Origin of the sequence: Sorangium sp. So ce1504 (assembly GCF_051521635.1) — a bacterium.
In the GTDB taxonomy this organism is placed as follows: Bacteria; Myxococcota_A; Polyangia; order Polyangiales; family Polyangiaceae; genus Sorangium; species Sorangium cellulosum_B.
Genome location: NZ_CP150365.1, coordinates 9774171 through 9797088, shown reverse-complemented (window position 1 = coordinate 9797088; position 22918 = coordinate 9774171). Strand labels below are relative to the sequence as shown.

At 72.4% G+C, this 22918-nt stretch carries 15 protein-coding genes; 4 read left to right on the top strand and 11 right to left on the bottom strand.

Annotated elements, in window-relative coordinates; translation table 11 throughout:
- Entirely contained in the window at nucleotides 1-621 is a 621-nt protein-coding gene (locus WMF39_RS36875; RefSeq protein WP_437741158.1) for a hypothetical protein, read from the top strand.
- On the opposite strand, the gene WMF39_RS36870 is transcribed toward WMF39_RS36875, so the two are convergent.
- From WMF39_RS36870 to WMF39_RS36860, 3 genes are all read right to left on the bottom strand, one after another.
- Entirely contained in the window at nucleotides 602-1084 is a 483-nt protein-coding gene (locus tag WMF39_RS36870; RefSeq protein ID WP_437741157.1) for a DoxX family protein, read from the bottom strand. The genes WMF39_RS36875 and WMF39_RS36870 overlap by 20 nt on opposite strands.
- Nucleotides 1085-1116: 32 nt before the next feature.
- On the bottom strand, nucleotides 1117-2040 hold the full coding sequence (locus WMF39_RS36865) for a sigma-70 family RNA polymerase sigma factor (RefSeq protein ID WP_437741156.1): 924 nt from the start codon (nucleotides 2038-2040) through the stop codon (nucleotides 1117-1119).
- Nucleotides 2041-2116: 76 nt separating this feature from the next.
- Entirely contained in the window at nucleotides 2117-2749 is a 633-nt protein-coding gene (locus tag WMF39_RS36860) for an NAD(P)-dependent oxidoreductase (RefSeq protein ID WP_437741155.1), read from the bottom strand.
- A 225-nt stretch (nucleotides 2750-2974) separates the two neighbouring features.
- Between WMF39_RS36860 and WMF39_RS36855 the strand changes: the two genes are divergently transcribed.
- Together WMF39_RS36855 and WMF39_RS36850 are read left to right on the top strand one after the other, a co-directional pair.
- Nucleotides 2975-4537, top strand: a complete 1563-nt coding sequence (locus tag WMF39_RS36855) for a PLP-dependent aminotransferase family protein (RefSeq protein WP_437741154.1) — start codon at nucleotides 2975-2977, stop codon at nucleotides 4535-4537.
- A gap of 114 nt (nucleotides 4538-4651) precedes the next feature.
- On the top strand, nucleotides 4652-6184 hold the full coding sequence (locus WMF39_RS36850; protein ID WP_437741153.1) for a hypothetical protein: 1533 nt from the start codon (nucleotides 4652-4654) through the stop codon (nucleotides 6182-6184).
- Between the two features lie 184 nt (nucleotides 6185-6368).
- Here WMF39_RS36850 and WMF39_RS36845 read toward each other — a convergent pair whose 3' ends face one another.
- Complete coding sequence (locus WMF39_RS36845) at nucleotides 6369-7019, bottom strand: hypothetical protein (protein ID WP_437741152.1); 651 nt, start codon at nucleotides 7017-7019, stop codon at nucleotides 6369-6371.
- 230 nt (nucleotides 7020-7249) lie between these two features.
- Here WMF39_RS36845 and WMF39_RS36840 point away from each other — a divergent pair, with 230 nt between their 5' ends.
- Nucleotides 7250-7732, top strand: coding sequence for a hypothetical protein (locus WMF39_RS36840; RefSeq protein ID WP_437741151.1), 483 nt, complete (start codon nucleotides 7250-7252; stop codon nucleotides 7730-7732).
- 156 nt (nucleotides 7733-7888) lie between these two features.
- On the opposite strand, the gene WMF39_RS36835 is transcribed toward WMF39_RS36840, so the two are convergent.
- The 7 genes from WMF39_RS36835 to WMF39_RS36805 all read right to left on the bottom strand — a co-directional run bounded on the left by WMF39_RS36835 (nucleotide 7889) and on the right by WMF39_RS36805 (nucleotide 22843).
- Nucleotides 7889-11983, bottom strand: a complete 4095-nt coding sequence (locus tag WMF39_RS36835) for a kelch repeat-containing protein (RefSeq protein ID WP_437741150.1) — start codon at nucleotides 11981-11983, stop codon at nucleotides 7889-7891.
- Between the two features lie 148 nt (nucleotides 11984-12131).
- Nucleotides 12132-12860 carry a ferritin-like domain-containing protein gene (locus WMF39_RS36830; RefSeq protein WP_437741149.1) on the bottom strand — a complete coding sequence of 243 codons (729 nt, stop codon included), beginning with the start codon at nucleotides 12858-12860 and terminating at the stop codon, nucleotides 12132-12134.
- Nucleotides 12857-14167, bottom strand: coding sequence for a type VI secretion system contractile sheath large subunit (tssC, locus tag WMF39_RS36825; RefSeq protein ID WP_437741148.1), 1311 nt, complete (start codon nucleotides 14165-14167; stop codon nucleotides 12857-12859). Before tssC ends, WMF39_RS36830 begins: the two co-directional genes overlap by 4 nt.
- A gap of 258 nt (nucleotides 14168-14425) precedes the next feature.
- The gene (locus tag WMF39_RS36820) at nucleotides 14426-18493 is read right to left on the bottom strand and encodes a kelch repeat-containing protein (protein WP_437748079.1); all 4068 of its coding nucleotides are present in this window, start codon (nucleotides 18491-18493) and stop codon (nucleotides 14426-14428) included.
- A 78-nt stretch (nucleotides 18494-18571) separates the two neighbouring features.
- Entirely contained in the window at nucleotides 18572-19057 is a 486-nt protein-coding gene (locus tag WMF39_RS36815; protein ID WP_437741147.1) for a hypothetical protein, read from the bottom strand.
- Between the two features lie 151 nt (nucleotides 19058-19208).
- Nucleotides 19209-21539: an alpha-amylase family glycosyl hydrolase gene (locus WMF39_RS36810; RefSeq protein WP_437741146.1), complete on the bottom strand. Its 2331-nt coding sequence runs from the start codon at nucleotides 21537-21539 to the stop codon at nucleotides 19209-19211.
- A 275-nt stretch (nucleotides 21540-21814) separates the two neighbouring features.
- A complete protein-coding gene (locus WMF39_RS36805; RefSeq protein ID WP_437741145.1) occupies nucleotides 21815-22843 on the bottom strand; it encodes a glycoside hydrolase family 16 protein in 1029 nt (342 codons plus the stop codon).
- Nucleotides 22844-22918 lie beyond the last annotated feature (75 nt).

Genomic DNA, 22918 nt, shown 5'->3' with positions numbered 1-22918 from the left:
ATGCCCTGGTGTCTTCGCTGTCTCGCGCTCGTCGCTCTGCCCGCCGCGACGGCCGGGCTGAGCGTGGGATGCAGCTTCCCCGACGCCGTCTTCACCGGCCAGACGAGCTCTGGCGGCGGAGGTGCGGGCGCCACCACGTCGTCGGACGCGGCGGGCGGCGACAAGGGCGCGACCTCGTCAGGCGGCGGCGAGGCGACGTCGCGCTCGGGCGGCGGCAGCGGCGGGGCGACGTCCAGCTCGGGCGGCGGCGAGGTGACTTCGGGCTCGGGCGGCAGCGGCGGCGGGATCCTCGGCTGCGACGCGGATGGCGACGGGTATCTGTCGACCGCCTGCGAGGGCGGCACCGATTGCGACGACGGCCAGGCAGAGGTCCACCCCGACCAGCCCAATACGTTCCATGACACGCCCATCCGCCCCGGAGGCAGCTTCGATTACGACTGCAGCGGCCATGACGAGCCGCAGATCTCCGCGGTCCATTGCGAGTCTGGCGGGCTCTGCCCGGACGCGTCGAACGTGTACCTGCTCGACGTCGGGTGCGGCGAGCCAGGCCCGTTCGGGAGCTGCAATATCCTCTGCCAGCAAGACGTCACGTACAGCGGGCTCAAGCGGGCCTGCCATTGAGGCTGCCAGCGCACGTTCCGAGGAGCAGCTCCGCCGCCGCCCGCGTGCGCTCCAGCTTGTGATGATAAAGGTAGGAAACGACAAGGATACCGAAGAACGTCCAGTGCGGCAGGATGAGCCAGCGACTGTCGCCGCTGGAGAGATGGGCGATATCCGCGGAGACGAAGGTGAGGCCGAAGCCGAAGTAGGCAAAGTCTTTGACCTTGCTCGGTACCACAGGGATCAAGAGGGCCAGCGCGCCCAGCCCCTTTGCGACGGTCAGCTCCACCCTGAACCAGTCCGGGAGGCCGAGGTGCTGGAAAGCGTCTCTCTGCTCTTCGTTGAAAGCAAAGTTGTACGAGCTCCACAGCATGAGAGCTGCGATGAGCCCCGTCGTCGCCCAGTAAATGTATCTGTCTTTCTTCATGGCCATCATCTCTTTAAAAAAATGAGCGCCGGCATCGGCGCGCTTCCTGGAGAGCACCCGGCGGATCCGTCGGCTGACTCGGCAGCTGGTCACCCAGGCGGGCGAGGGCTCGACGTGGCCGACCGCCGCCCGAGGTAGCGGAGCCGATCGAGGTCGGCGTGGAAGAACACGCGCTGGATCTTCCCGTCGGCCACCGCGAGGAGCAGCGCCGCGAACGGTCGGTCGCCGGTCCAGAACACGATCGCGGGTTGCCCGTTGAGCTCGTGCTCTTCGATCTGGAGCTGGCCGGCATTGCGCGCCGTGGCCGCGACGATGAACGCGGCAATGCGCGCGGCGCCGTGCAGCGGCTGAGGGAGGTTGCGCTGGCGCTCGACCACGCGGCCTCGGGGCCCCCCGTCGGTGATCATGATCGCGTCGTCGGCGAGGAGATTCACGAGCACGCGAATGTCGCCCGCCAGGGTGGCGCTCAGGAAGGCCTGGAGCAGGCGGTGATGGTCGTCCGCTCGTGCTACGAGCATGCGCCGCTCGACGGCGAGGTGCTGGCGCGCGCGCTCGAGCAGCTTGCGACACGCAGGCGCGTTGTTGCCGACGAGCTCGGCGATCTCCCGGTGGTCGAAGTCGAAGACGTCGTGGAGCAGGAGGACCGCTCGCTCCGCGGGCGTCAACCGCTGGAGCACGACGAGGAACGCCATCGAGACTTGCTCGAGCTTCTCGAGGCTGGGCATCCCCCCTTCGTCGAGATCCACCGGCTCCGGCAGGCGATCGGCGCGGCTCTCCTCGCGGCGCGCCCTGGCGGAGTCGAGCTCGCTGAGGCAAAGGCGCGTGACGATCGTCACCAGATATGCTTTCGGGGAGTGCACGTCCCCCGCGTGACTTTCCCAGCGCAGCCACGCCTCTTGCACCATGTCCTCGGCCCGCCCGAGATCACCGAGCATGCGATACGCCAGAGCGATGAGGTCCTGCCGGCACGACTCGAAGGCAGCCACGCGGCGCGCTGAAGAAGGAGCAGTCATTGGAAGGGTCTGGCCTCCACGAGCACAACGATCACCATCGGAGGGAGCTAGATTGTCGCACGTGCAGGCTCACGCGTCATCGCGCCGCGCCGGCGAGCCCGACGATCTCCCTCGAGTGAGTGCCTTGCTCCACACAATCGAGCAGGAACGTCGCTACCGCACGGAAGGACATTTCCCAGGCGCCTGCGGGGAGCGCATCGCGCTCGCTCCGGTACGTCTCCGCCGACGTCTTGATCAACCGCGGTGGTCTGGCGATCGTCCAGTCGAAGTTGGTCGCCCGAACCACGGCCTCCATCGCGACGAGGTCGCGGATGTGGTGCTGGAGCAGCCAGCGAAAGACGACGAACCGCAGCGCTTTTTCGGGGAACAGCAGCGCCGCGGAGACGCTGCCGAGCCGCCCCACGCCGGCCGTCTTCATCGCCGCGACCGTGGTGGCCGCGCACTCGGCGAGCAGGGTGCTCCGCCGGAACGCCTCGCGCCCACTCGGGCCGAGCGCCGAGAGAACGGCGTCGTGTCCCCGAAGCGCGGGAGCGAGCTTTTCGACACGCAGCGGGTCGCCCTCGATGACGGTGAGCGCTTTGTCCCGGCGGGCAATCTTCCGGGGCGAGCGGACGAACGCCGTCACCTGGTGACCTCGCGCCAGGGCGAGATCCACGATCTGCGTTCCGGTGCTGCCGGTCGCGCCGAGCACGAACAATCGCATGGTCATGACCTGAAGACCGGGCAGCTCGCGAAAGCGTGACGAGATGCCAGACGAAGCGTCACGAATGCAACATGGCTCACCGGCGCATGATGGATCCGCGGCCCTCGGTGCTCGTTGTTTGCCCGATCGCAGTGAGGCTCAGGCCGAAGCTTGCGCCGGTTCTGCCCCTGGTCCCCGCAGGTCCCGCTGCTTCAGCAATTTCCCCGTATTTAAGAGCAAGGCGCGCCTCGGTTGACAGATTCCGGGCGGCGGGGCATCGAGAGCTCGGGGGCGGGCGCCAGGGCGCCCCGCCCCTCCGACGCAGGCACGGGCGGCGTGGCGGTGACCCGAGAACTCGTTCTTCAGCTCGGCGCGGCGGGTCAGGGGCCGCTCTTTCTGCAGATCGCGCGGGCCATCGTCGAGGACATCGAACGGGGTCGCCTGCGCCCCGGCGAGCGGCTGCCCTCCAGCCGCAAGCTCGCCATCCAGCTCGGCGTGCACCGCAAGACCGTGATCGCCGCGTTCCTCGAGCTCGCGCGCCAAGGTTGGATAACGAGCGCGCCCGCCTCCGGCACCTACGTATCGAGCGACCTGCCCGCCAAGCTGCCCCCCTTCCGCCGACGAGCCCTCGCCGACCGGGCCGGGTTCGACCTGCCCGGACGCCCCTTGCCGGCCCCGTCCTCGACCCCGCGCGCCGGCCTGCTCCTGCTCGGCGGGGTGCCCGAGCTCGGCTTCGTGCCGAGGCTGGAGCTGTGCCGCGCCTACCGCCGCGCGCTGCTCGGCGCCGGGGCGCGCGCGCTGATGGACTACGGCGACCCCCGGGGCGAGCCGCGCCTGCGCCGGGCGGTCGTCGAGCTGCTGACCCGGGCGAGGGGCGTGCGGGCGAGCGTCGAGTCGGTCAACATCGTGCGCGGCAGCCAACAGGGCCTCTACCTCGCGGCGCGCGCGCTGCTCGAGCCGGGCGACTGCGTGGCGATCGAGGCGTACAGCCACCCCGCCGCCCGCGGCGCGCTCGAGCTCTCGGGCGTGGAGCTCGTGCCCGTGCCGCTCGACGGCGAGGGGCTCGACGTCGCCGCGCTCGAGGCCCTCTGCGCGGCCAGGCGGGTCAAGGCGGTCTACACGACGCCCCACCACCAGCTACCCACGACCGTCACCTTGACCGCGCCGAGGCGCGTGCGCCTGCTCGAGCTGGCGCGGCGCCGGCGCCTGCTCGTGCTCGAAGACGATTACGACCACGAGTTCCGCTACGAGGGGCGGCCGGTGCTGCCCCTCTCGTCCGCCGACCGCCACGGGGTGGTCGTCTACCTGGGCACCCTGTCGAAGATCCTGGCGCCGGGGCTGCGGCTCGGCTTCGTCGTCTCCACCCCCGACGTCGCCGAGCGGATCGCGGCCTACCGGGCCTTCGTCGACCACCAGGGCGACCACGCGATCGAGCGCGCCGTCGCCGAGCTGCTCGAAGACGGCGAGATCGATCGGCACACGCAGCGGGTCCGGCGCGCCTACCGCGCCCGCCGCGACGCGCTCTGCGAGGCGCTCGCGCGCCACCTGCCCGGGCTCGAGTTCGACCCCCCCAGCGGGGGCATGGCCCTCTGGGCGCGGGCCCCCGGCGTCGACATCGACGCGTGGGCCCGGCGCGCGCACGCGGCGGGCGTCTCCTTCCAGCCCGCGAGTCACTTCGCGCTCGGTCGCTGGCCGCTCGACTTCGCCCGCTTCGGCTTCGCCGCGTGCGACGAGGCCCAGCTCGCGGACGCGGCGCGGCGGCTCGCGCAGACCTTGCCGAAGGCCCGGTCGAGGCCCGCGGGTGATCGCCCCTGACGCGCGCCTCGCTCCCCGCGGCGCGCGGGCGACTGGACTACTCGACATCGACGATCTGGCCCCAACGTAGGGTGCCTGCGTGGGCTAGGGTCTGACCGAATAGGAGACCCGAACATGGTCAAAGCTTTCTTCGCCAGCGTGACATTCGGCGCGGCATTGCTCGGCTGCGCCCGGACCGAGGCGCCGAACCCGCCCCCCGCGGAGGGGGAATCGGAGAGCCAGGCATCGCTCACGACGTCCGCGAAATGGCTGGTGCAGCCGGGCGCGCGCCTGGTCTTGCTCGGCGTCACCAGCGACAATCACGCCCTCTACCAGGAGGGAGAGCACGTGTACGCGACCGCGCTCGAGCCGGGCGCGACGAGACAGCGAGTCGCCCAGGTGCCCTTCGGGAACACGGCGTTCGTCTACACCGTCGGCAAGGTCGCGTTCTGCTGGACCCACCCCGACCGGACCTTGCCCGGCTTCGGGGTCAGCCCCCTCGTCGTGTGGAGCGCGGCATCCGGCCCGCACGAGGCGTCCGCCGCCTCGCCCATCGGGACCTTCGCGACCTCGGCGAGCGCCGACGGCCGCTCGGTGCTCTTCCCCACCCATGGCAACGCCGACGGCAGCGTCGGCGACGTCGAGCTCGCCTCGACCGACATGAGCGAGCGCACGACGCTGCTCCGCGCCGTGCCGATGGGCTTCCCCCTGGGGTATTGTCGGCCCTTCGCCGCGTTCGTGGGCCGCCACGGCCGCTCGCACCCGGTCGCGCTGCACTGCGAGGGCGCCACGAGCTCTGCCACCTTGTCGAGCTGGGAGCGGGGCGAGAGGGTCGACCTGTTCAGCGGCGTCGCGACGCCCCCCTTCTTCAGCGCCGACGCCGACGGCGGGTCGTTCTTCACGACGCTGGCGGGCTCGGGGCACCCCGTCGTCGTCTCCGACGACGGCGAGGTGAGCGCGCTCGACGAGGTGCGCTCGAGAATAGGCTTCTTCACCAAAGGCAGCTTCGTCGTGTACACCGCGCAAACGGAGGCCGGCCTCGAGCTGCGCCGCGCCACGCCGGGCGACTGTCCGTCGACCGAGACCATCGCCGACGAGGTCGGGGGCATTCTCACCGTCCTGGCCGGGTCGAAGGTCATCACCGACGCGTGGGCGTCGCCGGACGGCAGCAAGGTGCCCTTCTTCACCCAGCGCGACCCGGTGACCGGCCTCTCCGACGTGGCGCTCGCCGACGCCCGCGGCGGTACCCCGCCCCTGTCGGTCGACCCGCAGGCGCGGAACGTGCTCGGCGGCCCGCCCTTCAGCGCCGACTCGAAGCATTTTCTGTTCGCCCGCATCGTCGACCTGACGGCCGGCACCGCCCCCCTCTTCGCCTCGGCCGAGGGCGGCGTGCGGCAGTTCAGCGACGACGGGGGCTGGAGCTACCTGCCGGCCGTTCGCGGCCTCGTGTCGTTCAACGACAACACCCACTTCGACGCGGAAGACTTCGCGAGGTCGACGGCCGACCTGAAGGTCGTCGACCTGTCGCGCAAGCACCTGAAGCCTCGGCTCATCGCGCCGGGGGCGAACCTGACCTACTTCAGCAGCCACGGCGGCCGCCGCCTCGCCTTCACGACGGACCTCCCCGGTACGACGGCTGGCCTCTATTCAGCCGGGGTCGGCGAGTAGGCGCGCCGAATCACCGAGCTTGGCGCCTGGCGAACTCGGGATGACCGAGATGTCGCCTCGGGCCGCCGTAGTCGCCTCGCTCGCCAGCACCCAGAGCCGCGCCGTCGCCCTCGGGGATGAGGCGGCCGCTCGGAGGCGGCGCCGCTCGGCCGGAACGTCGGAGGTGCCGGCCGGCGCCTCGTCGTCACGCTGGAAGCGAGCCGAAGAGCGACGCCCATACGGCGCGCGTCCGGACCGTCAGCGCGCTGGCCGCCGGCACCTCGATGGCGTCGTCGGGGACGAGCACCTTGGCGTAAATCGCCTCGTACACCCGCTTCACCTCACCCGGCCGGACCATGTCGCGATCGTGAGCCGGCATGATCCCGACCAGCCTGTATCTCTGCCGTTCGGCCAGGACCTGCTGATGGGGTGATTTCAACGTCGCGAAGTAGTACGCGAGCTCTGCTCCGATCGCGCGCCCGAGCCTCTCGAGTAGCATGGGGCCGAGGAGCGCGAGGGACGGGCCGCGATGCGCCGGAGCGATCGCGCCCATCCGGCACGTGATGGTCCTCGCGCTCGCGTTCTTCTCGAAGGTGGTCATCGCCACGATGGCGCCCTGGTGCCTCGCGACGATCGGGAGGATCGGCCGGTCCTCGGCGACGTCCGCGAGCATCGTCTGCTCGTAGTAGAACTCCGGCGTCAGGTGGCATGACTCGGCGCCGACGACGATGTCCGGGTACCACCCGCGGAGGTCCTCCACCAGCGCGAGGACATCGGCTCGCCGGAGCTGCACCAGCTCGTAGCCGCTCGGTACCTTCGTCTCTTTGAGCGTGGCGCGTGCTCCGTCCCAGTTCATGTGACATGCCCCTCGGTCAAGTGAGCCGTTCTTTGTTGAAGGAGATACGGATTCCGGCTGGACCCAGCCGGCCACGCGAGCGCCCCGCGCCTGTCGAGCTCTTCCCTCGCGCCGGAGCTGCCCTGCGGGTAGAAACGCGGGCGCGATGCGGAGTCAAGCGCCTCGCCCGGCCGCCGCCCCGGCGCGCCGGTTCGCGGGAGGGCGCCCGCGTGCGATGCACCGCCGCTTCGATGAGCTCCGAGAGCGAATCCGCCGGCGCAGGCCGGCCGTTCACCGCCGCCGAGCTCAACGCCTGCCTGAAGGTGCTCGAGTCCCTGGTCGCCGATCGCGCGCTGGTCGCGTCGGTCAGCGCGGAGGACCGCCGCCGGCTCCTGCTCGCCGCCGGCCGCGTCTCGCGCCTTGAGCGCGCCCGCGCCGTGCAGCGGGAGCTCGCCCGGGCGTTCCGCAAGAACGACCGGCGCGCCCAGAAGTCCGCGGACGCCGCGCTCCTCGACGCGGTCGGCATCCGCGCCGCTCGCCGCGAGCCCGTCTTCCGCACGCCGGACGCCCCCGCGCTCACCCCTCCGGCTGCGCCCGGCCCGCCTGCGCTCGCCGCGCCCCCCGCCGGCCCCGCCGCCGAGCCCGCGCCCCTGGATGCTGAAGCTTCTGAAGACGACCCGTCGGGCCCGCGTTGGCCCCAATGGAATGACGACCCAGCCCTCCCTGTCCCGTGAAACTGTTGGGATCGCTGCGCTTTCCGTCGTCCGCTCCTCCGCACGAGCGACGATGCCCAAGTTCGTCCCTGGCTGTGCGTGAGCGAGGCATGACCGAACCGCCCGGGAGCCTGTCGGAAGGGCACGACCAGCGAGAACTCGGCGAACGGCGGTAAATCAGCCTGCCTTGCGGAAACCCCTGGACCGCGCGGTGAGCAGCGCGGCGAGGAGGAGCCAGGGCACGGACGAGCCACCCGCGTCAGGACCGGCGCCGCGCGCCAGAGCGCAGCCGTTGCCGTGCGCGCGCGGCGAGGCGCTCCCCTCCGGTGCAGGCGCCGGAGGCGCGCCGCCGGCATCGCCGCCGGAGCCGCCGGACCCGCCGGAGCCATTCGCGGCGGCGTCGCCGCCCTGGCCCCCGCCGCCCTGGTCCCCACCGCCCTGGTCCCCGCCGCCGCCCTCTCCGCCCTGGCCCTCGCCACCCGCGCCGCCTCCGGCGCCGCTGGCGGCCTCCGCGAGCAAGCAACCCCCGGCGATGCACTCGCCGCCTGGACAGGGCGCCCCGTCGAGCTTGTAGCGCCTCTGGCAGGTGCCGGTGGCCGGCGCGCAGACGGCGCGCCTGCAGGTGGAGGTGTCGGGCTGCGGGCACACGAAGGGATCGGCGCCGACGCAGGCGCCGTTCTGGCAGGTATCGGTCTGCGTGCAGGCGTTGCCGTCGTCGCAGGGCCTGCCGTCGGGCTTGCGCGGGTTGTCGCAATCGCAGGCGTCGCCGACCCCATCGCCGTTGACGTCGGCCTGGTCGGGGTTCGCGACGAGGGGGCAGTTGTCCGCCGTATCGGCGACGCCGTCGGCGTCGTCGTCATCATCGCAGGCGTCGCCGAGGAGGTCGCCCGCCGACAGGCTACCATCGGTGTTGGCCTGGAGCGTGTTCGGGACCGCAGGGCAGTTGTCCTCGCTGTCGGCGATGCCGTCCTCGTCGGTGTCGAGCGCGCAGGCTCCGGCCCTGCACTGCCCGCTGAGGCACTCCTTCGGGAGCGAGCACGCGGCGCCGACGGGCTTCTTCGGCAGGCAGTCGCCGCCGGTCGCCGCGCAGTAGGCCGAGTCGGCGCACTGGGTGTCGAAGGTGCAGCCCGTGAGGCAGGCGCCCGCGACGCAGCGGTACTCGGCGCAAGAGCGCGTGTCGCCCTCGGCGCAGGCCCCGAGGCCGTCGCAGAGCGGGGCCTCGACGAGCTCGGAGGCGTCCTTGCACGAGGCCGCGCCGCAGGGGGCGCCCTGCGCCCGCAGCTGGCAGCCGCCGCGGCCGTCGCAGAGGCCGGTGGTGCCGCAGGAGGAGGCAGGCTCCGCGGCGCAGTCGTCGTCCGGATCGGCGCCGGCCTGGATGGGGCCGCATGCGCCGTCGGGGCCGGCGCCCTTCTTCGCGGCGGAGCACGCCATGCACGCGCCCGCGCAAGGGACGTCGCAGCAGACGCCGTCGACGCAGGAAACGCCGGCGCAGTCCGCATCGGTCTCGCAGGGAGCGCCGGGGAAGGCAGGGGTGTAGATCTCGGCGCTGGCGATATTGAGCTCGGCGCTGGAGATGTAGATGCCGAGGTTCACGCCGCCGGTGACCAGGACCTTGCCATGGCGCAGCAGGGTCGCCGCGTGTTGAGATCGCTCGATGTACATCGTCCCTGCCGGAGACCAGCTGTCCGTGGCCAGGTCGTACACTTCCGCGCTCGCGCTGCGATGGCCATTGACAGGGGCATTGCCCGCGACCAGGACCCGCCCGGCCAGGAGCCGCGTCGCCGTGTGGTTCTGGCGCGCGGTGCTCATGGGCGCTCGCATCGTCCAGCGATCCGTCGCCGGGTCGTACAGCTCCGCGCTCGCGAGCCCGCTGATTCCCTCCACGTCCGGGGAGCCGCCCACGACCAGGACCCGCCCATCGTCCAGCAGCGTCGCCGTGTGCGCCCGGCGCGCGGCGATCATCGGTGCTGCCGCTGTCCAGCCGCGCTCGCCGGGGCTCCAGATCTCTGCGCTCGGGGCGTCACCGCGGGGATCGTAGCCGCCTGTGACCAGGACCCGCCCGTCGCCCAGCAGCGTGGCCGTGTGCCCCTGGCGCGCGGCGAGCATCGCCACCGCTGCGGTCCAGGTGCCTTCCGCCGGGTCGTAGATCTCCGCGCTCGCGAGGTTGACGTAGTCGGCCCCGAGGCCGCCTGTGACCAGGACCCGGCCGTCGTCCAGCAGCGTGGCCGTGTGGGCCTGGCGCGCGGCGATCATCGGCGCTGCCGCTGTCCAGCTGCTCGTCATGGGGTCGAAGATCTCCACGGTCGCGAGCGCGCGCTCCTCGTTGCTCCCGTAGCCACCCGCGACCAGGACCCGCCCGTCGTCCAGCAGCGTCGCGGTATGGCTATAGCGCGCGTCGCGCATCTCCTTGGCCGCGGTCCAGGTGCCGTCGGCCGGGTCGTAGATCTCCGTGGTCCTGGGGTCGATGAATTCGGCCCAGCCGCCCGCGACCACGACTCGCCCATCGTCCAGCAGCGTCGCCGTGTGCGCGTAGCGCGCGTCGCGCATCGGCGCGGTCTCCGACCACGGGCTCGTGCCTGGCGGGTCGTAGACCTCGGCGTTCGTCTCGACGCCTTCATTGCCGCCCGTCACGAGCACGCCGCCGCGCGGGAGCAGCGTCGCCGTATGAGAGCCGCGGCCGACGGCCATCGCGGGCGCGTTCGACCAGCCGCCATCCACCGGGTCAAACATCTCCGCACTCGCGAGGAACGCGCCGGGATGCGTCAATCCGCCCGTGACCAGGACCCGCCCGTCGTCCAGCAGCGTCGCCGTGTGGTCAAAGCGCCTGAAGCTCATCGGCGCCGTCGCGGTCCAGATGCCCTCCACCGGGTCGAACAGCTCCGCGCTCACGATGGACGTGCTTTCGTCGTCGTTCGTCATCCCGCCCGTGACCAGGACCTGCCCGCCGTCGAGCAGCGTGGCCGTGTGCCCTCGGCGCGCGGCGTTCATCGATCGCGCCGGGGTCCAGGCGTTCGTCGACGGATCGTACACCTCCACGGTCGCGATCTCGCCCTCCCCCCCGAAGCCGCCGGCGACCAGGACCCGCCCGTCGGCCAGCAGCGTCGCGGTGTGCCCGTATCGCCCGGTGCTCATCGGCGCCGTCGCGGTCCAGATGCCCTCGCGCGGGTCGAACAGCTCCGCGCTCTCGAGGAACTTGCCGTCGTTCCAGCCGCCCACGACGAGGATCCGCCCGCCGTCCAGCCGCGTCGCCGTGGGGCCCTGGCGCGCGACGTTCATCGGCCGCGCTGGCGTCCAGCGGTCCTCCGCCGGGTCGTACAGCTCCGTGCTCGCCACCGCTCTCGATCCATCGGAGCCGCCCACGACGAGGATCTGCCCGCTGTCCATCAGCAAGGCGGCGTGATCTTGGCGCGGCGCGCTCATCGGCCGCGCCGGCGCCCAGCTGTCGTCCGCCGGGTCGTACAGCTCCGCGCTCGCGAGATAGCCTTCGCCGCCATAGCCGCCCACGACCAGGACCCGCCCGTCGTCGCCGCCGAGCAGCGTGGCCGTGTGCCCGGCGTCCCGCCTCGTGGCCATCGCCCCGACGGCGCGCCACAGCGGATCCACGAGCAGCAGCTCCCCCGACGCCTCGACAAGCAGCGCGATCTCCGCCCCGCGCGCCTCGAGGCGCGCCGCGATCGGCCGTCCGCCTTCCGCGAACGCTCGCGGCGCGGTGACGCGCAGCCGCGACGTCCCCGCCGCGTCCACCACCTCGACGGCCTCGCCGCGCTGCCGCAGCGCCGCGCCGTCCACCTCCCAGACCGCCGCGGGCTCACCCGCCGGCACGGCGCCCGGCGCCACGGTGAGCCATTCCTCGATGCCCCCGGCGACCGCCCGCCAGAACGACGCGCCGCCCGCGCGGCCGTAGATCACCGCGCCGTCGACCACCGCCCCCGGGCCGGACGCGCCGGCCTCGCGCACCCGCACCTCGAAGCCGCCCGCGCCCGAGAGCCGCATCCAGCCGCCGCCGTCGCGCGGCAGCTCGGCCTCGATCCGTGGCCGTCCGCCGCCCGGGCCGGCCGCGCCCAGGGCGAAGCCGATGTCGGTGAGCGCCGGCGCGCCGGGAGCGCCGCTGCCCAGCACCTCGGCGGCCTGCGCCGGGAACCGGCGCTGTACGAGCGCCGCCGCTGCCGCGCCGTCGTGCCCCGCCGCGCACCCGAGCGCGCCCATCCACCCCACAACGGCCAGCACCAGGACGGCCATGACCAGCACGCGAAGACCCGACCCAGCTCGCATGCTGGCGAATGTCTCACGCGGTCACGTCTGCAACAACAGCGCCGCGAGCGCGGCTCACACGAGCGATGTGCAGATCCCGATCCGGGGATGATAGACCCCGACTCGGCGCTTGCCGCTCCGCGTCTCACGACGAAGTCGATGTCTCAGCTCACGCCTCGAGATCGCCCGGTGCGAGCCTTGCTCCGAGCTGTCGCCCCGGGCCGCCAACGGCCCGCGCGAGCGCCTGCTCGCGCAGGTGCCGTCGCTCCTCGGGCAGGCGGGCGTGCAGGCGCGCCTGTACCCCCGCGAGCTCGCTCTCTGGGTACGAGCGCTCAATCAGCGCCACGAGGGAGCGTCCGGCGGCGGCGTGGCGCACCTCGTCGCGCAGCAACGACTCGAAGACCCGCCGGATCGACGGCTCCTCGGCCGCGCGAACGTGGGCGCGGAGCGTCCTCACCGACTCCTCCTCGACGAGCACGAGCTCGCGGGCGGCGAGCTCGAGCGCCCTGGCCGCCGGAGGATCGTCGGTGCGGGGCATGCGCTGCCCCCCGAGGTCGAGGTGGAGCGACTCCCATCCTCCGAGCCATCCGACGACCTCCGCGCACAGGCGGCTGTGGCGGAGCTCGTCCCCGATGATCCGGTGGACGGCGGCGAGCGCCGGGTACGGCGCCTCGGCCTCGACGAGGGCAGCGAGCAGCTCGGTGTAGATCACCACCCCGCGGTACTCGCCCAGGACACGGTGGCTCCAGGCGAGCTGGGCGTGCTCGATGTCCTCCGCGGAGAAGCGCTCGAGATCAGGCCTCACGTCAAGCCCATCGTCGACGCCAATCGATGCTTGTGCGTTGAGATCGCGAGCGAAGCGGGCGAGGATCGGATCGTCCGTGTCGAGCGCGATCATCTCTTCTCGATCCGGCTGGAGACGCTCAGCGTGAAGAACGCGCCCATGTACTTGAAGTGAGGCCTGAGCTGCACCCCGAGCCTGTACCAATCGCCCTCGTGCTCGGTGTCCAGGACGAGCACTCTCACCTTGCGCAGCGGTCTCCGGGTGCGCGACGCCGCGGTCACCACCTCTCGGTCCGCGACGTACTGAGACACCCAGTCGTTCAGCTCTTTCTCGGCTTCTTGCGGCGTCTCGAAGGCGTGCTGGTAAGAGCGGTAGATGACCTTGAGATAATGAACGATGCGGGCGAGGACGAAGAGCCAGGGAAGCTGGGTCCCAAGCCTGTAATTCATCTCGGCGGCCCTGCCCTCGTCCGTGTCGCCGAAGGACCGTGGAGCTTGCAGGGAGTTCGCCGAGAAAAAGCATGCCTGCCCGGGAGCGACCGCGAGGAGCGGGATCAATCCGCGCTCCGCGATCTCGGCTTCCTGGGGAAAGGACAGCGCCACCTCGGTGGGTGTCTCGATCATGCCCTCTCCCTCGGGCCGCGGTAGCCCCTCGATCAGCCCGCCGCCGCCGGGACGGATGATGTTGGGACACCACCGGTAACGCGCGAAGCTGTCGGTGAGCCGGGTCGCGAAGGCGAAGCTCGCGTTGCCCCAGCAGTAGCTCTCGTGGTCTTCGGTGCTCTCCTCGTAGGCGAAGCTCGCCTCGGCGCGCTCGCCGCGACCGAACGGCGCGCGCAGCAGAAAACGCGGCAGGACCAGCCCGAGCGCGCGTGAGCACTCCTCCGCGCGCAGCTGCTGCAGCGCCTCGGAGTCCTGGGCTCGGTCCGCAGCCCCGAGCGCGTGGTAGCTCTCCACCCCGAGGAGGCGCGGCGAGGCCCCCGCCACGAAGGGCGCCTGGGCCAGGAGCGCCACCGTCGCGCATCGCTGGAGCAGGGCTGCGTCGTCCGGCTCCGGGCCGAACTCGAGGTTCGCGAGGATGGCGCCGTACGGCTCGTGCCCGCGCCCGATCGCGCGCGCATAGACGATGGCGTGGAGCCCGCTCTTGTCGGTCGCACCTGCGGATGCGAAGTCGTCCCGCAGGTCGTCCTTCGAGCAATTGAGCAGCTCGAGCCGGATGTTCTCGTCGAAGCTCGTCCTCTCGACCACGAACCAGAGCCCGCGCCAGGCCCGCTCGAGACGCTGAAAGAGCGGGTGGTGGAGGATCTCGTCCAGCTGCGCGCCGATGCGTCGATCGATGCCCGCGATCAGCTCGTCGAGCCGCTCTCGGATCAGCTGGACGAGCCGCTCGTCGTCGACCGGTAGGCGAAGTGTCGTGGTCATGGTGAACGAGTAGAGGCGCAGCTGTCGCGAGCCGCAAGAGCGTCCGGCTCCCGGGGAGGGCTGACGCCGGTGTCGGAGCGTACGGGTGTGTGGCCCAGAGGTCCCCGGGGGCTGCGCGTCGCGCGCTTATCGCCCGCGCTTCGAGTCCTGGACGAGGCCCAAGTTGGTCCCTGGCTGTGCGTGAGCGAGGCATGACCGAACCGCCCGGGAGCCTGTCGGAAGGGCACGACCAGCGAGAACTCGGCGAGCGGTGGTGGATCAGGCTGAGTCGCGGAACCCCCTGGAGCGCGCGGCGAGCAAGGCGGCGAGGAGGAGCCAGGGCAGGGACGAGCCGCCCGGGTCAGGGCCAGCGCCGCGCGCCAGGGCGCAGCCGTTGCCGTGCGCGCGCGGCGGGGCGCTCCGCTCCGGAGCAGGCGCCGGAGCCGCGCCACCGGCGTTGCCGCCGGACCCGCCGGAGCCAGTCGCGGCGGCATCGCCGCCCTGGCCGCCGCCGCCCTGGCCGCCGCCGCCCTGGCCGCCGCCGCCGTCGCCCTCTCCGCCCTGGCCCTCGCCACCCGCGCCGCCTCCAGAGCCGCTGGCGGCCTCCGCGAGCAAGCAGCCCCCGGCGATGCACTCGCCGCCTGGACAGGGCGCGCCGTCGAGCTTGTAGCGCCTCTGGCAGGCGCCGGTGGCCGGCGCGCAGACGGCGCGCCTGCAGGTGGAGGCGTCGGGCTGCGGGCACACGAAGGGATCGCCGCCGACGCAGGCGCCGTTCTGGCAGGTATCGGTCTGCGTGCAGGCGTTGCCGTCGTCGCAGGGGCTGCCGTCGGGCTTGCGCGGGTTGTCGCAATCGCAGGCGTCGCCGACCCCATCGCCGTTGACGTCGGCCTGGTCGGGGTTCGCGACGAGGGGGCAGTTGTCCACCGTGTCGCCGTCGTCGTCGGCGTCGTCGTCCTCGTCGCAGGCGTCGCCGAGGAGATCGCCCGCCGACAGGCCACCATCGGTGTTGGCCTGAAGCGTGTTCGGGACCGCAGGGCAGTTGTCCTCGCTGTCGGCGATGCCGTCCTCGTCGGCGTCGAGCTCGCAGGCTCCAGCCCTGCACTGCCCGCTGAGGCACTCCTTGGGGAGCGAGCACGCGGCGCCGACGGGCTTCTTCGGCAGGCAGTCGCCGCCGGTCGCCGCGCAGTAGGCCGAGTCGGCGCACTGGGTGTCGAAGGTGCAGCCCGTGAGACAGGCGCCCGCGACGCAGCGGTACTCGGCGCAAGATCGCGTGTCGCCCTCGGTACAGACCCCGAGGCCGTCACAGAGGGGGGCCTCGACGAGCTCGGAGGCGTCCTTGCACGAGGCCGCGCCGCAGGGGGCGCCCTGCGCCCGCAGCTGGCAGCCGCCGCGGCCGTCGCAGAGGCCGGTGGTGCCGCAGGAGGAGGCAGGCTCCGCGGCGCAGTCGTCGTCCGGATCGGCGCCGGCCTGGATGGGGCCGCATGCGCCGTCGGGGCCGGCGCCCTTCTTCGCGGCGGAGCACGCCATGCACGCGCCCGCGCAAGGGACGTCGCAGCAGACGCCGTCGACGCAGGAGGCGCCGGCGCAGTCCGCATCGGTCTCGCAAGGATCGCCGGGGAGGGCAGGGATGAAGAGCTCGCCGTCGGCGAGGATGCCGCCGGGCCCGTCGCCGCCGGTGACCAGGACCTTGCCATCGCTCAGCAGCGTCGCCGCATGGTAGGATCGCTGGACGTACATCGTCTCTGCCGGAGCCCAGCTGTCGGTGGCCTGGTCGTACACCTCCGCGGTCGCGCTACCCTCATAGCCGTAAGCGCCGGCAATGCCCGCCGCGATGAGAACCCGCCCGTCCAGGAGCGACGTGGCTGTGTGGTTCTGGCGCGCGGCGCTCATGGGAGCCCGTGCCGTCCAGCGATCGGTCGCCGGATCATACGCCTCCGCGGCCGCGAGGTTGGCGTTGTCGGCCCCGTAACCGCCTACGACGAGGACCTGGCCGTCATCAAGCAGCGTGGCCGTGTGGCTCTGGCGCGCGGCGTTCATCGGCGCTGTCGCCGACCAGGTGCCCGTGTCGGGGTCGAAGATCTCCGCGCTCGAGAGGTTGGTATAGTCGGCCCCATAACCGCCCGCGACGAGGACCCGCCCGTCCCTCAGCGACGTCGCCGTGTGACCCTGGCGCGCGGTGCTCATCGGCGCTGTCGCCGACCAGGCGTCCGTGTCGGGGTCGAAGATCTCCGCGCTCGAGAGGTTGGTATAATCGGCCCCATAACCGCCCGCGACGAGGACCCGCCCGTCCCTCAGCGACGTCGCCGTGTGAAGCTGGCGCGCCGTGATCATCGGCTTTACCGCTTTCCAGCCGCGCGTGTCGGGGTCGAAGATCTCCGCGCCCGAGAGGCTGACATAGTCGATCCCTTGGCCGCCCGCGACGAGGACCCGCCCATCGTTCAGCCGCGTCGCCGTGTGCGCGCTGCGCGAGCCGCTCATCGCCTCCGCCGCGGTCCAGGTTCCCTCCGCCGGGTCGAAGATCTCCGCGCCCGAGAGGCTGACATGGGCGGTTCCGTAGCCCCCCGCGATGAGGACCCGCCCGTCGCTCAGCAACGTCGCCGTGTGGTCGTAGCGCGCGTCGAGCATCGGTGCTGCTTCCGACCACGGGCTTGCGCCCGCCAGGTCGTAGATCTCTGCGCTCGCCTCGAAGTCCTGGTTGCCGCCCGTCACGAGCACGCCGCCGCCCGGGAGCAGCGTCGCGGTATGAGCGCTGCGGCCCGCGGCCATCGCCGGCACGTTCGACCACGAGCCTGCCGCCGGATCGTAGATCTCCGCGCCCGCCAGGGACCCGGACTCGGACGACGCGGACCCGCCCGTGACGAGGACCCATCCGCCGTCCAGCAGCGTCGCCGTGTGGCGAGTGCGCCCGACGCTCATCGGCGCCGTGAGCGCCCAGCCGTCGCTCGCCGGGTCGTAGATCTCCGCGCTCGCGAACTCTTCCTCCTCCTCCTCGCCCTCGCCGTACCGGTCGCTCGTCGAGCGGCCCGTGACGAGGACGCGTCCGTCGTTCAGACGCGTCGCCGCGTGCTCGTGGCGCGCGTTGCGCATCGGCGCCGCGGCGGTCCAGGTGTTCTCGGCCGGGTCGTAGATCTCCGCGCTGTTCAGCGCGCCCTGCAGCTCGAGTCCGCCTGTGACGAGGACCCGCCCGTCGCCGAGCGGCGTCGCCGTGTGCTGGTAACGACGAACGCTCATCGGCGCCGCGGCGGTCCAGAGGTTCTCGGTCGGGTCATAGATCTCCGCGCTGTCCAGCGCGAGCTCACCGTCGAGGCCGCCCGTGACGAGGACCCGCCCGTCGCCGAGCGGCGTCGCCGTGTGCCCTTCGCGCGGAGCACGCATCGGTCGCGTCGGCGTCCAGCGGTCCTCCGCCGGGTCGTACAGCTCTGCGCTCGTCAACAAGCCCTCGCTGCCCCGGCCACCCACGACCAACACCTGCCCGCTGGCCAGCCGCAGGGCGGCGTGCTGGCCGCGCGCCTCGCTCATCGGCTGCGCCGGCGCCCAGCTGTCGTCCGCCGGGTCGTACAGCTCCGCGCTCGCGAGATAGCCTTCGCCGCCATAGCCACCCGCGACCAGGACCCGCCCGTCGTCGCCGCCCAGCAGCGTGGCCGTGTGCCCGGCGTCGCGCCTCGTGGCCATCGCCCCGACGGCGCGCCACAGCGGATCCACGAGCAGGAGCTCCCCCGACGCCTCGACAAGCAGCGCGATCTCCGCCCCGCGCGCCTCGAGGCGCGCCGCGATCGGCCGCCCGCCTTCCGCGAACGCTCGCGGCGCGGTGACGCGCAGCCGCGGCGTCCCCGCCGCGTCCACCACCTCGACGGCCTCGCCGCGCTGCCGCAGCGCCGCGCCGTCCACCTCCCAGACGGCCGCGGGCTCACCCGCCGGCACGGCGCCCGGCGCCACGGTGAGCCATTCCTCGATGCCCCCGGCGACCGCCCGCCAGAACGACGCGCCGCCCGCGCGGCCGTAGATCACCGCGCCGTCGAACACCGCCCCCGGGCCGGACGCGCCGGCCTCCCGCACCCGCACCTCGAAGCCGCCAGCGCCCGAGAGCCGCATCCAGCCGCCGCCGTCGCGCGGCAGCTCGGCCTGGAGCCGCGGCCCGCGCCCCGCCAGGCCAGGCGCGCCCAGCGCGAAGCCGCCGCCGGTCGCCACAGGCGCGCCGGGAGCGCCGCTGCCCAGCACCTCGGCGGCCTGCGCCGGGAACCGGCGCTGTACGAGCGCCGCCGCCGCCGCGCCGTCGTGCCCCGCCGCGCACCCGAGCGCGCCCATCCACCCCACGACGGCCAGCACCAGGACGGCCATGACCAGCACGCAAAGACCCGACCCAGCTCGCATGCCGGCGAATGTCTCACGCGGTTAAGTCCGCAACAACAGCGCCGCGAGCGCGGCTCACACGAGCGATGTGCAGATCCCGATCCGGGGATGATAGACCCCGACTCGGCGCTTGCCGCTCCGCGTCTCGGGCGTCACGAGGACCACCACGCTCCTGTCGAGCGGCGCGTTCGCGCGAATCCGCACGTGCTGGCCGGCGACGACGACGTGCCAGATGTTCACCGTCCCGTACCTCGTCACGACGGCCCCCTCGTAGATGTGCGCCGCCGACGGCGCGCCGCGGAGCGCCAGGCGGCAGGCGGTGTAGCTACCCAGCACCTGATACAGGAGCACGAACGGCATGACGCCGAACGAGACCGTGAGGAGCATCGCGACGAAATCGATGTGCCGGTAGAAGGCGCCGACCCCGAGCAGCCCCGCCCAGAAGAGCAGCGAGTACCCCACGCCGGCCAGCTGATGCCGGACATGCCGCAAGGTCGCCCAGGGGCGCGGGGGCGGCGCGCGGAGCTCCTCGGGCAACTGGCTCGCGTTGGGTGGCTGCATGTCGTACCGCTCCGACATACCCGGGGCGGCTGCGGAGCTCAATCGGACAGCGCGCGAGTCGCCGCGTCCTTCCGCGCTCCTCCAGCCGCTTCGCCGCCTCCGCTGGGCCTGCGCTCGCCGCCGGAGCCCGCCCCCGCCGGCCTGCCAGCGATCACGGCGCGAAGATCACCGCCCCGCCCGGCGGGACGCTCATCGAGAGCACGCCGGTCGCGGAGACGACCTCGCTCGCGCCGCCGAGCGCGTCCCTGAGCTCGGTGCCGGGCGGGAGGCCGAGCGCCTGGGCGACCTCGACCGAGATGCGCTGCTCGGTCCCCGCGCGCGTCAGCGCCACCACGGCGGACTCCCCCCGGCCGTGCCGGCGGCCGAAGACCAGCGTGTCCTCCGTGGCGGTGAGGTTCACGTAGGCGCCGCGGCGGAGCGCGGGGATGTCCCGGCGCGCGGTCCCGAGCGCGCGCACGAAATCGAGCGTCTCCAGCTCGTCCGCCGTGAGATCCTCCTCCGGACGCCACACGCCGCGGTTGTTCGGGTCGGCACCGCCCCACGCGCCGTACTCGTCGCCGTAATAGAGCAGCGGAGCGCCCGGGAGGCCCAGGAGCCACGCCATCGCGAGGCGCGCCCGCGCGTACACCTCGGGCGACTCGGGCGCTCCCGCGGTGTCCGACCACTGGCGGCCCGGGACCTCCCGGCCGCGAGGCCCCGCCTCGTCGCGGTAGTCGGCGAGCGTCGCGAACCGGGCCGTGTCGTGGCTGCCGATGTACGGCGTCATGATCGCGCCCTCCGGCCACCGCCGCTGCCCGTGCTCGACCCAGTACGCGGCGTGCAGCATGCCCTCCTCGCCCCAGCCGAACGTCCGGTAAGAGACCCCGTGATAGAGGACGAAATCGAGCTGGCCGTCGAGCCCCTGAGGTCCGATGTACCTCGCGATCGTCCCGTAGTTCTCGTCGTTGCACGGGTCGGCGCAGTCGCTCCAGCCCATCGCCGTCTCGCCCATCAGGAAATAACGTGTGCCGGCCGGCTCGAACGCCTCCCGGACCTCCGCGGCGAGGTTGCGCGTCGCGATCTCCTCCACGTGCTTCACGGCGTCCACGCGGAGCCCGTCGAGATCGAACGCGTCGAGCCAGTGGATCGCGTCCGCCACGAACGCGGCGTTGGCCTCGGGGACCGTGTGGTCCACGTCGGGGAGGTAGCTCGCGAACATGCAATCGAGCGCGTGCGACGTCCAGTCGCAGCCGTCCGTCCCGCAGACGCACCCCGTCCTGAACCAATCCGGGTGAGACGAGACGTACTCGTGATCTTCGTGGACGTGGTTCACCACGAAGTCCTGGAGGACGCGGATCCCGTGGCGGTGCGCCTCGGCCACCATCGCGCGGAGCGCCCCGGCGCCGCCGATCCGCGGATCCACCTCGCGCGCCTTGATGGGCCAGTAACCGTGATATCCGGTGACCTGGTGGACTCCATCGCTCGCCAGGTAGGCGCCGGCGGGGTTCTCCTGGAACGGCGTGAGCCAGATGGCCCGCACACCCAGGGCGTCGAGCGTGCCGTCCTCGATCGCCTGCCGCAGCCCCTCGAGATCCCCGCCGGCCCAGTCGCCCCGCGGATCGGCGCCCGGCGTGGCGGGCGGGTTCAAGGCCGGATCGCCGTCGCGGTAACGATCGGTGACGACCATGTAGATGAGCGCGTCCTCCCAGGAGAACGGCTCGGCCTCGACCCAGAACACCAGCCGGAGCGGCTCACCGGCGCGGCCGCTCCGGGTCGCCCCGCGGAGGGTGACGCGGTATTTGCCGTCGCCGAGGCCTCCCAGCTGGATCCGCACGTCGCCGCGCGCGTCGACCGAGAGCTCCTGATCCGTGAGCGGGCGCGCCTCGCCGTCCTGGCCCTGTAGAACCGCCTCGAACGAGGCCGCCTCCGGGCCCGCGCCCTCGATGCCGTCCCGGTAGACGAGCCGGGCCTCGAAGGCGCCCTGTCCGGCGGCAGGCCGCGTCGCCTGGCTGGACGCGACCGAGAACGACGGGAGGCGGCAGTCAGGGACCTTGACGGCCGAGTTCTCGACCCCGTCGACGTACTTGCGGCGCCCCTCCGCCGGGTCGAGCACCCACGAGACCTCGCCGCCGGACCGATAGGCGATCTTGTAGCCGTGAAGCCCCGGCGGCAGGTCGACGGTGGCCACGAGCCGGCCCTGCGTACCGCCCTGCAGCTGCGGGGCGGCGCCGAGATCGAAGCCGTTCCACTCGCCAGGGACGCGCACATCCGTGGCCCCGGGAGGCGCGTTGAACGTGAACGAGGTCGGACAGAGCACGTTCCCGTACTGCGCGCCGCCGCCAGCCCCGCCAGCGCCTGCGGCCTCGCCGCCTGCGCCGCCTATTCCAGCCGCCTCGCCGCCAGCAGCACTGGCGCCTGCCGTCCCGGCGCCGCTCGTGCCCTTCCCCTGGCCCGCGTCGAGCTCGCGATCGCCCCCGCACGCGAGCGGGACGGCAGGGAGCATGATGGCGGAGACAGCGGCGATAATGACGGCAGAACGGCGGCGCGACATGGCCTCGAGCAGTATCCGATCCCGAGAGGCATGTCAGCGCGCGCGTCGCCCTGAACCACCGCAGCCGCTGCGGAGAACAGCGATGCTCCGCCCATGCTGTCGCGTCGCTAACAGGCGCGCGCAGGTTCCGTCGGGGCTCCGCCCCGCACCCAGGCGTTCGCTTCGCGCGTTGTCGGGCCGAACCGCGTGAGCTCACGCGCTCGGAGCGGCCTGGTCTCGCGACCCGATCAAGGCGTGTACCGATAGAGCTCGATCCAATCGTACGTCGCGCTCGCCTTGCCCGTCTCGGCCGTCACGGCCCCGGCCCAGGACGCGCTCGACGACGCCCAGATCGTCATGAGCACGTTCTGCGGCAGCACCATGAGGTCGATGCGCTCCGTCCACTCGTGTCGGAGCACGTCGTCGACTGAAAAGCGGGCGCCGGACGGCGTCCATTCGATCTGGTACGTGTGAAAGTCCTCGCTCGGATCGAAGCCGAGGTCCACCTTCTGCGGATGCTGAGTCGGACTGACGGATTGCGTCACCGGGGGCCGTACCGGAGCGCCAGTGTACACCATGGCGTTGAACTGCACGTCATTCGGCTCGGCCCCTAGGCACTCGATGTCGAGCTCGTTCCAGTTGTCCGCTGGCCAGGGGGTGTAGATCGTGACCAGGGACGAGATGACCGCCGAGCCTCGGGCCAGCTTGACGCGAGCGCGCACGCGCCCGTACGTGAGCGAGTCGACGGAGCGAACCTCGGCACCCAGGAAGGTCTTGGCGGCTCCGGAGCTGTCGGCGGTGCCCTGGGGGGCCGGCGTGAGCCGGAGCACCAGCTGGCCACGTTCGATGGTAGCGGCGGATTGCGAGAACAGCGCCAGATTCTCGGTCCAGGAATGTGTCATCAGCTGCCAGCGAGCTGCGTCCAGCTGATCGAAATCGTCGCGGAAGAGCAGCGTGAAGGCCTCTTCGGCCGGGGGAGGGCCGCCCGCAGAGCCGCCGTTACCCGTGGCGCCTGCCGCTGCTGTGCCACCCGCCGTTCCGCCTGCGCCGCCTGCGCCGCCCGCGCCGGCTCCGGCGCTGGAGGCGCCACCCGCAGCCCCAGTCCCCGCCATGGAGCTGCCCGTTTCGGCGCTGGAACCACCACCAGCACCCGCGCCGGTGCCGTCCCCGCCAGCCCCGGTCGCCGAGCCCGGGCGCTGGCTGGAGTCGTCACAGGCCAGCGCGGTGAATGCGGAGAACAGAAGCGAAGCGACCGTGCAGCGCGTCGAAGACATCATGGGCTCCACTTGGCGCACCGGGCGCAAGAGCGCTTCGCATTTTTTGCTTTCTGTCCGCGTCCCCGCTGCCGCACA